11 protein-coding genes are annotated in these 9492 nt (G+C 34.8%); 7 read left to right on the top strand and 4 right to left on the bottom strand.

All coding sequences use genetic code 11. The features are described from left to right. Positions 1-226: 226 nt before the first annotated feature. The 3 genes from repM to ACLCEG_RS19220 all read left to right on the top strand — a co-directional run bounded on the left by repM (position 227) and on the right by ACLCEG_RS19220 (position 2944). Entirely contained in the window at positions 227-1150 is a 924-nt protein-coding gene (gene repM / locus ACLCEG_RS19230; RefSeq protein ID WP_187406175.1) for a replication initiation protein RepM, read from the top strand. 63 nt (positions 1151-1213) lie between these two features. Next, positions 1214-1771 carry a plasmid replication DNA-binding protein gene (locus tag ACLCEG_RS19225; protein WP_410568832.1) on the top strand — a complete coding sequence of 186 codons (558 nt, stop codon included), beginning with the start codon at positions 1214-1216 and terminating at the stop codon, positions 1769-1771. A gap of 300 nt (positions 1772-2071) precedes the next feature. Further along, positions 2072-2944: a restriction endonuclease gene (locus ACLCEG_RS19220; protein WP_410568830.1), complete on the top strand. Its 873-nt coding sequence runs from the start codon at positions 2072-2074 to the stop codon at positions 2942-2944. A 579-nt stretch (positions 2945-3523) separates the two neighbouring features. Here the strand turns inward: ACLCEG_RS19220 and ACLCEG_RS19215 are convergent. Then, positions 3524-4516 (bottom strand): hypothetical protein, encoded by a 993-nt coding sequence (locus ACLCEG_RS19215; protein ID WP_410568828.1) that lies wholly within the window; start codon positions 4514-4516, stop codon positions 3524-3526. A 214-nt stretch (positions 4517-4730) separates the two neighbouring features. Here ACLCEG_RS19215 and ACLCEG_RS19210 point away from each other — a divergent pair, with 214 nt between their 5' ends. The 3 genes from ACLCEG_RS19210 to ACLCEG_RS19200 all read left to right on the top strand — a co-directional run bounded on the left by ACLCEG_RS19210 (position 4731) and on the right by ACLCEG_RS19200 (position 6410). After that, the gene (locus ACLCEG_RS19210) at positions 4731-4952 is read left to right on the top strand and encodes a hypothetical protein (protein ID WP_410568826.1); all 222 of its coding nucleotides are present in this window, start codon (positions 4731-4733) and stop codon (positions 4950-4952) included. A gap of 68 nt (positions 4953-5020) precedes the next feature. Then, positions 5021-5533 carry a hypothetical protein gene (locus tag ACLCEG_RS19205; RefSeq protein WP_410568824.1) on the top strand — a complete coding sequence of 171 codons (513 nt, stop codon included), beginning with the start codon at positions 5021-5023 and terminating at the stop codon, positions 5531-5533. Between the two features lie 16 nt (positions 5534-5549). Then, the gene (locus ACLCEG_RS19200) at positions 5550-6410 is read left to right on the top strand and encodes a hypothetical protein (RefSeq protein WP_410568822.1); all 861 of its coding nucleotides are present in this window, start codon (positions 5550-5552) and stop codon (positions 6408-6410) included. A 43-nt stretch (positions 6411-6453) separates the two neighbouring features. On the opposite strand, the gene ACLCEG_RS19195 is transcribed toward ACLCEG_RS19200, so the two are convergent. The 3 genes from ACLCEG_RS19195 to ACLCEG_RS19185 are packed head-to-tail and all read right to left on the bottom strand — an operon-like array spanning position 6454 to position 7955. Further along, on the bottom strand, positions 6454-6672 hold the full coding sequence (locus tag ACLCEG_RS19195) for a hypothetical protein (RefSeq protein ID WP_410568820.1): 219 nt from the start codon (positions 6670-6672) through the stop codon (positions 6454-6456). Further along, a complete protein-coding gene (locus tag ACLCEG_RS19190; RefSeq protein ID WP_410568818.1) occupies positions 6669-7025 on the bottom strand; it encodes a hypothetical protein in 357 nt (118 codons plus the stop codon). The genes ACLCEG_RS19195 and ACLCEG_RS19190 overlap by 4 nt, the downstream gene beginning before the upstream one ends. 39 nt (positions 7026-7064) lie before the next feature. Next, a complete protein-coding gene (locus ACLCEG_RS19185) occupies positions 7065-7955 on the bottom strand; it encodes a MobA/MobL family protein (protein WP_212277211.1) in 891 nt (296 codons plus the stop codon). A gap of 211 nt (positions 7956-8166) precedes the next feature. Between ACLCEG_RS19185 and ACLCEG_RS19180 the strand changes: the two genes are divergently transcribed. Next, the gene (locus ACLCEG_RS19180; RefSeq protein ID WP_114272064.1) at positions 8167-8889 is read left to right on the top strand and encodes a hypothetical protein; all 723 of its coding nucleotides are present in this window, start codon (positions 8167-8169) and stop codon (positions 8887-8889) included. Positions 8890-9492 lie beyond the last annotated feature (603 nt).

Genomic DNA, 9492 nt, shown 5'->3' with positions numbered 1-9492 from the left:
GACAGGCTGAAATCCTTTGTTTGCAATAGTTTAAGGGGTGATAAAGATAGGTTTAAGGGGTGATAAAGATAGGTTTAAGGGGTGATAAAGATAGGTTTAAGGGGTGATAAAGATAGGTTTAAGGGGTGATAAAGATAGGTTTAAGGGGTATATAAATAGATAGATTATTGACTATTTAAAATATATGACATATAACCTAGTTAAATGAATTAATAAGCTTCATATCATGACAAATAACAATAAATTAGTTGTTAAAGATAATGCTCTTATCGATGCTTCTTTTAACTTATCACTCATAGAGCAACGTATTATGCTCTTGGCCATAGTTGGAGCTAGAGAGTCTTCTAATCTCACGCCAGATACACCAATAGAAGTGCTTGTAAGTGACTACATTCATCAATTTAAAGTGGATAGTAATAATGCCTATGGCTTGCTCAGAGAGGCAGCAAAAACACTAAAAAGAAGGGAGTTCAGTTATTTAGATAGATATAAGGGCCTAGAGGCTCTTACTACAGCAAATTGGGTAAACAAAGTGACCTATGTAGATTCTAATGGTCTTATTGTTTTATACCTTAGCAACGAAGTTATCAGTTTAATTAGCCGATTAAGCGAACAATTTACCAAATATCATATAGAGCAAGTATCTGATTTTAGAAGTAAATATAGCATAAGACTATATGAGCTATTAATTAAATGGTTGAATGTAGCAAAAACTGAGAAATATAGTATTAACGATCTTAGATCAAAGTTAGGTCTTGACGCGACTGAATATTCAACAATGTCTAACTTTAAATCCAACGTATTAGACAGAGCAGTAAGTGAAATTAATAAACACACTGATATTACCGTTGACTATGACCAATTCAAAAAAGGACGAGTTATCACTGACATTCAATTCAGAATTAAATCGAAAGTTAGGCCATCTCAACGAGAATTAACTAGAACGCCCCAAACAGCATTCCAACAAATGACAGATGCTCAAATCAATATGTTTGGCAATCAGCTTTCACGACTACCTGAATTTTCAAACTTAGCAAATGGTAATGAAAGCTATGAGAGCCTAGCCGCGAAAATCAAAGAAATGCTAAGAGATCCAATACAGCAAAAACAGTTTTTGCCTCATCTAAAAAACTTAGGCTTTAAAGCTTGAGTGTATTGGAGAATACACATATTGTATTCTCCAATACGTTTTCAAAATACACAGCAATACACTATGAATACAGCTACAAAATACAGTGTTAGTGATGCTGCAACCCTGTATAAAAAATCTCGAGCTACGCTATACAAAGATATAAAAAACGGTGTGTTAAGCCGTGACCACGATGGTTTTATAGATTTTTCAGAACTTCTTCGTGTCTATGGAGAACCTTTTGGAGTAAAACAAGTAAAACGTATCGATACGTCTCCAATACAAAATCAAAATACATCTGAATACACTGATAAAACAGTTGTAGAACTCAAAAACCAAATTGATTTTCTAAAAAAACAGTTAGAAAAAGCCGAAGATCGTGAAGCCAAGGCAAATGCTCGTATAGATACACTGCTGACACTCATTGAAATGAAGCCCCCACAATCCAATATGACTACGTTTACCAATCAGAAATCTGCTCCAGATATAGCAACAGATCCTCGGTCAGAACCCGAGCCGAAAGATGACGGATTGACTACTCCAGTCGAAACAGAAAATAAGCGTATTCCAGTGCCAGAGCACGTAGAACCAGAGCAGCCGAAAAGAGGCTTTCTCAGTCGCTTTTTCTTACCGAATGGGTGAGAGCATTGTTGACTGTAGCTAATCAAAATTGTGGAACAATGGTTAAATACTAGGCGTGGAACGTGAAGAATCCATAAAAAAGCCCGATCTGGGTTGATCGGGCTGAGTAAAATTACTTAAGATATTGATTTAAATTAAGTTAACAAATTGACTTCGCATAAGGTGTATTATGTTAATTTTAGAAAAATTGAAGACTTAAAAATTTAAATTAATTATAGATAAGCATATAAAAAAGGCTTCTGTATTACTGAAACTGAATTATAATTTTCTATTAAGAATTAAACTATAAGAGAATTCTATATGTTTTCCTTTTTCAAAAGATCACTTTCTGCCGTAGAACTGTCTAAATTAATTGTTAATGAAAGTGACCAAGAAGAATGGTTTATTAATCACTTTCATAGAGACAGCACACCATTCTTTGGAGATAATCTTGAAGAAATTTGCGAATCAATAAAAACAGCAATAATCAGACATTATTTAATATCTAATAACTATATTTCTAAATTACTCTTAAAAAGAAAACAACTAATATATATTGATTCTTATGGTGACTTAGTAGAAGAAGACTGGAATAAAGAAGTCAAAAAATTCACAAAAAAAAGATCAGGTGAAATTATTGAATTTCTTATTAATCATACACCTGAAGTAATTAACAAAGAATTAAATAAGCAAAAACATTATAATTATCTTGATTCTGAAAAATTTTATTATGAGGTTTTATCAATAATCGAATTGAATGAAGTTTACGAATGTACAGATTTAGAAGATAGAATAGCGTTACTAGAAAACATAGATAATGTTGATACGGATAACTATTTAGTAGATGAAAAAAAAGACTATCATGAATATGAATCTATAGTTAGTAATATGTTTGAAATACTTGGTTGGGATACATTAATTACACCAAAAAGTCGAGACCAAGGTGCTGATATTATTATAGAAAAATATAATATGAAATTCGTCGTTCAATGTAAACTGTATAGCCAACCTGTTGGAAACAAAGCTGTTCAAGAAGTTATCGCTGCCAAAGGATTCTATGAGGCTTTTGGAGCTATTGTCGTTACGAATAATGACTATACTAAATCTGCAAGACAGCTTGCAGAGTCTCATTCAGTAATATTGTTACATGATTCCCAAATAATTGAATGGAATAATATATTTGATGAAAGTTAACTATAGGGAGATATGGCTATCAAATATTACTTGGATATACTCTAACTATACTGGATTAGAAAAAATTCAAACACCACCTATTTAACATAATGGGCGTTATCCGAAATCATTCTTTATTATTTTAGTTAAATCAAATATTTATATATTTTACATAACGCAAAAAAACACCAAAAATCCGCTTTCGAAACAATGCGTAGTTTTTTTGAACAAGTTTGATACTTCTTGCCAATAAAATTGGTTAAAAAATATTCAAAAATCCAAATTTTCCTGATTTCTCAATGCCTCAATAACCCACTTTTATCCCCATTTTCTGCGGACAATTCTTGGGATAATTTGAGGATATCTGCATGTACGTTCTGGCGTACAGGCATTCAAGAAAATCACCAATAGGCAGACACCACCAGATTGCATATCATTGCCTCATTGAGAACAGGATGTTCCAGATAAAAATAAGAAGATCAGCGACAGGACGCGAGGGATGACAGGAGTTGACCCTAATACCAAATACGAAAAACCCCGACAGGATGTCGGGGTTTTTTTATTTCCGAAGTTTGAAACATCACAAATAATAATTTTATGTTAAATCTTAAAACCTAAGTTCTGATGTAAACTTTTAATTGTTGGATGATTAATGGATATATTCCACTCATCATCAAAAAAAGAATCAAACTTGAAATTTGAAAATAGTTTTCTTGAACTTCCTCTCTTATCTTTTTGTTCAATTTTCCATTCATTTATCAGCGATCCTTGAATACCAAAAATCTTATCAAAAACATACCCAAATCTTGCTCTGTCAATAATTGAGCCTGTTTTATCCAAGGTGTTTAAGAGCTCTTGGAATAGATCTTTATCTTTTAGTAGAAAATCATGATAGATCTTTAGAACATGACTAATACCTCCACAATAATGAGGTGCTCTAAGCATGTCTAAATAAAGATCTACTATATTTTGTATATGACATTGATTCCACCATTCACTTTCCACTAAATTTTTTTTATTAATTATAATTAAAGCCTTTGTAGATCCCGCTTCCTCTAAAATATTTTGATGTGGATAGGGGTCTAAAATAGATTGTGTACTTAAGATAAGGCCATTTATTTCAATATATTCATTAGATATAGATCTTGAAATATTTAAATTTTTGAATCGCTGCTTAATATTCTTTAAACATATGTTTTTCCAATCTTTTCTAGCTGGACAGGTGAAATAAATTCCACTTGTCTGAGTGTTACCAATCCCATAAAGATTCATAGCAGTATGATGACTCAAAAACCCCATAGGATAAATTGCACTTACAGCCATTTCAGATGTGGGCTTACTTCCTTTCTTTATGAAATAAGTATAGCCTCTTGTATTATGATTAAATCCAATAAGAATTTTTTCATCTATAAGATAATCACATAATTTATAAAAATTTTTATTTGAGAAATATTTATTTTTTTCAATAACTTGACCATTAAAAGTATCTGTAAACCAGAGTTCTAAATATTTTAGAAAAAGTTGCTGTCTGGAAATGACATTCAATTCATATTCTTCATCAATCCAATTTGCTATAATTTTTTCAATCTTCATATAAACATTAAAATAATATAAGTCCTTAGGACTTATATTATTTTAATTTGGTTTTGTCAAGTTTTTTCGTTTTTTACTAATTTTTTTTATTAAACAAAGGTTTATATTTTTTAGTTGCTAATTGCAAATTATTCAGAAAAGAATAATTTGCAATTAGCAACTAAAATAATCGTTAATAACTAAGGTTAATCAAGCTTTTTAATAGGTATTGTAAATGATTGATTCAAATATTAATTTTCAATATGTACAAGAGGTTTGTATTATGAGTAATCAATATAAAAATACAACTGAAGTTAAAGTACAAGAGAAAAAAATACCGTTGTCAAGTAAAGTCAATTTAACCCAAAAACAGCTTCATAAGATAGGTGAAGATACTTTAAATGGTTATGCGACAATTACTCCTAACGAATATTTAGGTAAATTCCTAGATCTTTAATTCTTACAATATATTTAGCATTTCTATATACTTTTATTTTTTAAATTAAAGGTATAGGAGGTGCTTTTTTGGAAATACCACGTCTTAAAGTTACAGTACACCCTATATATTTCCAAGGAACAGTTGAAGGTAGTGCTGAATACGAGCAACGATTAACAATTGCTCAATATTTTGCTGAATATTGGAAAAATGGATATAGCCCTGACTTTGGGAGAGATAGACCACTTGAACGTCCAGATGGTATTGAAGAGTCGGCACTATGCAAAGTCCATGTTCTGGTTTCTAAAATTCCCCAAAAAGAAAAAGAATTTTGGGATTCAAAAAGTTCACCTAATTTAGCTCCATTTGATAGAAGCCATTGTGACAGCTGTGATGCTGTAGTTGTATATGCAGTAAGTGAGGAAGGCCGAGCATTAGTTTTGGCTTTATATCCTGATAATGCCCATGATTTATTAAAAAAACCATACTTTAATATTTTAAAGGGCCTTGGGGAGCATGCTAAAGCATATTTTAAATCAGTTGGGGAGCAACCTGCACTAGAACAGGATTTATTAGATTTCTTAAGAAAGCCAACCTGCTAGTTAAAGAGTAATTATTTTGTCTATCTATATTCCTTCACATATCAAGATAACAGTACAAGGTGATAATGGGATTATTAAATATACTCAAGATTATTCAGAATTTTTAAAATGCCCTAACTTTGAGATACAAGCAGCAATTTTTGGGAAAACTTTAATAGATATCTTAACGCAAGAAGCCTATATAAATGAAAATATACAACTGCAATATATCTTTACTGGAAATGCTCAAGCTGATGCTACACGAATTATAGGCTCTATAGCTGAATCATTAGTTGTTGATTGGTGCAATGCATATCCTGAAGTAAATCGAACTTTAGGTATGTATGCTAGGAGTGGAATCCGAAGGAATAGTATTCTAGATGACTATATTGCTGTGGCTACAAGCTCTCAAAGAACAAAAAAATTATATCAACAACATTACAATCCTTGTGACACCCAAAGAGATATATTGTGGATTCATAAAAATAACAATGAAGACCAATTGTTAGCTATAAGTCCATCACAAAGTAGGTCATCTGCTAAACCTGCGGGGCTTCAAGTAAAAGCTAGTCATGATGGTATTAATTATGTCATTCCATGTATACAGGACTATCATTATCCAATTTTATATTTTGACTTAAATGATGATTGGGGGGCTGTATATAAAAGAGTATTTCATGATTATCCTAATAGTATTTTGATCAATCCTGATGAACTACAATCTGAAATGAAACATATATTAAAAGGTTACTTTAAGATTTTAGTAAACATTATTAATGGAAATACCTCTCTTGAGAGAGTCATTAAAGATGCTCAGTATGATGGGGACTCTGTTTTATTAGCAGGTCTAGATACAGGGGAATTCATTACTAATCCAAAAATAATTTTACCTAAATAGATTTTATAAATTTAAACCTATCTAGCACTAAAATACTAATTTATTACCTCTTATTATTTAAGGCTTTCATAGCTCTCCACTTCATCATTAACACCTCATCTTCCTCCTCAAAACTAGACTCCCCAGACGCAATCCGTTCAATCATCGCATTTACATCCGCTTGACTGGCATCAATTACATGCTGCTCAAATGAATGCTCCACAATCCCTTGCGTTGCCTTAAAAGCAGCTCGAATACGCTCTGCATCTACGTTCTTTTTCATACTTGGCCACGCTGCTGTGATTTATAACTTGGATGATCTTTGAGATAGGCAATAAAACTGTCTAAACGTTTGCTATCCAGTCTCGATTCTTCAGGACGATCCACATGCTGTAACAGCTTCTGGCCTAAAAAATATTGCTCAAACTGTGCCTTAAAATACTCTGGAATATCAGATACAAAAACATAGCTGTCATCTGATTTCAGTTGATACCGTGGGATCTGAATCAACTCAAGTAAATGTTTCTTCCACAATAGACTGGCGCGAAGCTGATCATTCACTGGATGATGGGGATCATGTACAGCAGCACGTTGATCGTCAAATAAACCCTCAAGAATTTGTTTTCCAGTCTTCATACGACCTCCAAAAGCTTTATTTAAAACCTCACAATATTCCTAGAACCATGATGGCGTATAGCTATCATCACGATCTAGATCTTGATTTTTACGCTGCTCTAAGGCTTGGTTGTACTCCTTTTGGTAGATCTGGAGCTTGTTAAATTGCCGAATCTGTTGAATGGTTTGCGTCTGTGCCTCAACTTCAAGCTGAATCATCGGATCGGCACTTTTCAACTTCCATCGGTAGATCTGTGGAACATCCTGCAATTGCGTTCCATACTTCTGGTTAAATTCCTGATTAGACAGATGACTCACTCGATTTGGAACAACAATCTCCATACCCTCCAGAATCACGGTTTTCATCGGTGCATGCATTTCCAAAGCCTGATTAATCAGGTGCTCAGTTTTTTCTCGAAAGGCTTTGACCTGATCACGGCCAAAGCCCAACGCATCAGCCGTTAATTTCTGTGCGCCACCCTTAGTGGGATTCTTTGGACGATACTGCTTAAAAAACTGCTCTGGTGGTCGTTCAATCCCATCGGCCATACTCCGTTCAGAATACATCAGATGCAAATGCGGTTGATCTTCACCTGTCAGCTCACTCGGATGATTATGCACCGCTGCGGTATAAGGGAACTGATACTGATCAGCAAATTCCTGAATAAAGGCCTCGACCAATTCTTTACGCTGCTGTTTCGACAATTCTTTTGGTAAAGCCACAGTCAAGGTTGAACTGGTTCGACCTCGAGCAATCTCATAACGATCCGCACTATGCCAAAAGCTTGCAGGCGCATCGACAGCCCAAGCAGGCATATTTCCAGAACGCACAAACTCCAATTCTTCATCGGCCTTTTGCTCGGCAAAATGCGCGGTTCGAGTCAGATAATGGAAGGTATTCTTGGAACTGGAATCCTTCTTCACATTGTGCCGAATATTCATGTAAAACATGCCGAATTCACCTGAGATCCAATTCGCAAAGGAGGCTCTCCGCAGGAGCGAGGAGGAGTGTCTTTTTTTGACAATAATCGCTTTAGCGGTTATTGTCAAAAAAAGACACGGAAACGAGATAAACTATTTTTTATGCATGGCATAAAAAATAGTTTAAACGCCCACAAGATGACGATAACATGGTCTCAATCCACGGCAAAATGAGATCCAAATGGCAGGACGCAAAGCGTTAGTTCTCACCGCAAAAGAAATCAATGAACTCGGCACGCATATCCTCAATCTACCGTTCAAACGCCGAGTTGAAGAACGTTGCCTGCACATGCTCAAAAACAAAAAGAGTCTTCAGGATCTCAGTGAGCAAGACCGACAACTGATCCAAAAATGTCGCTATGAACGCAATGCCTACAACAAACGCATGCTTCAGCTGCAACTGATCCAACAGACAGAACCTGCCAAACGCAATGCACTGGAACAAAACATCCTCAAGCTCCATCAAAAACATGACATCGATGCCTACTTTGCCATGCACGATGCACTGGATGAGATCCTCAAAACGCAACGCCACCAGACCGCAGCGAAAAACCTGAATCAGAAAATAGAAAAAGCCCTGAATCCAGAACAACAAAAGGAAAAACAAAACCAGAAACAACAGAAAAAACGAGAAGACCAGATCAAATACTTTATCGGTTCACTCTATCTAGGTATTTTTGAACGAGCAAAGTTTCAAATAACCCACTCCAATCAGGACTTGGACAACCTGAAAACCTTATTTCGTATGGCCTTGATCGGTAAAACTATGCAACAAACTAACAAGGATCTACAGACAGTCACCCAAGAAATTGCCAACTCAAGCCAATACCAAGAAATTGAACGATTTATACAAGAAGCCAAACAAGATCAAAGAAACCCATTCAACAAAACACCAGAGCAATGAACAAACATCACGTTTAAACGCTGTATTTTCGCCATAGTACGATCATTTCAAACTGAACTAGAGATCAGTACCCAAAAAACAAAAAAGTGCCTCTAAACGCAAATAGAAGCAAATGACACCGCATCTATAAACGATAAGAACGGCTTAACCAAGCGAGTGTCTACGAGCGACATCCCCAAAATTCGCGCCTCGGCCCTCTGAAAAACCGCTTTTTTAGGTTGATTAACCTAAAAAAGTGAAGTTTAGATGCAAAAATTTGAGTCTAGACCGAGCGGAGCGAGCATAAAGTGCTATGAGCGAAGCGAATTCCGAGTTGCTTTTGCTCTTGCCTTTGCTTTTTTCTCAAATTCACAACGAAAAGAGCCAAAAAATTGCCCCCCGAATCGAGCGAAAGCGAGATTCAATAGAGTTTGAGCGTAGCGAAAACCAAGGGCAATTTTGACCAGACGAGGCTTTTAATTATTTTTAATAGTTTTTAATGCTTTTAGACAGGCTGAAATCCTTTGTTTGCAATAGTTTAAGGGGTGATAAAGATAGGTTTAAGGGGTGATAAAGATAGGTTTAAGGGGTGATAAAGATAGGTTTAAGGGGTGATAAAGATAG

Source organism: Acinetobacter sp. H1(2024) (assembly GCF_046557555.1).
Taxonomy (GTDB): Bacteria; Pseudomonadota; Gammaproteobacteria; order Pseudomonadales; family Moraxellaceae; genus Acinetobacter; species Acinetobacter seifertii.
This window is presented reverse-complemented; position numbering and strand designations above follow the sequence as displayed.

Bases quoted from the DNA above. Each gene is read 5' to 3' on its own strand.
- repM (WP_187406175.1), top strand. From the start codon at position 227: ATGACAAATAACAATAAATTAGTTGTTAAAGATAATGCTCTTATCGAT.
- ACLCEG_RS19225 (WP_410568832.1), top strand. From the start codon at position 1,214: ATGAATACAGCTACAAAATACAGTGTTAGTGATGCTGCAACCCTGTAT.
- ACLCEG_RS19220 (WP_410568830.1), top strand. From the start codon at position 2,072: ATGTTTTCCTTTTTCAAAAGATCACTTTCTGCCGTAGAACTGTCTAAA.
- ACLCEG_RS19215 (WP_410568828.1), bottom strand. From the start codon at position 4,516: ATGAAGATTGAAAAAATTATAGCAAATTGGATTGATGAAGAATATGAA.
- ACLCEG_RS19210 (WP_410568826.1), top strand. From the start codon at position 4,731: ATGATTGATTCAAATATTAATTTTCAATATGTACAAGAGGTTTGTATT.
- ACLCEG_RS19195 (WP_410568820.1), bottom strand. From the start codon at position 6,672: ATGAAAAAGAACGTAGATGCAGAGCGTATTCGAGCTGCTTTTAAGGCA.
- ACLCEG_RS19190 (WP_410568818.1), bottom strand. From the start codon at position 7,025: ATGAAGACTGGAAAACAAATTCTTGAGGGTTTATTTGACGATCAACGT.
- ACLCEG_RS19185 (WP_212277211.1), bottom strand. From the start codon at position 7,955: ATGTTTTACATGAATATTCGGCACAATGTGAAGAAGGATTCCAGTTCC.
- ACLCEG_RS19180 (WP_114272064.1), top strand. From the start codon at position 8,167: ATGGCAGGACGCAAAGCGTTAGTTCTCACCGCAAAAGAAATCAATGAA.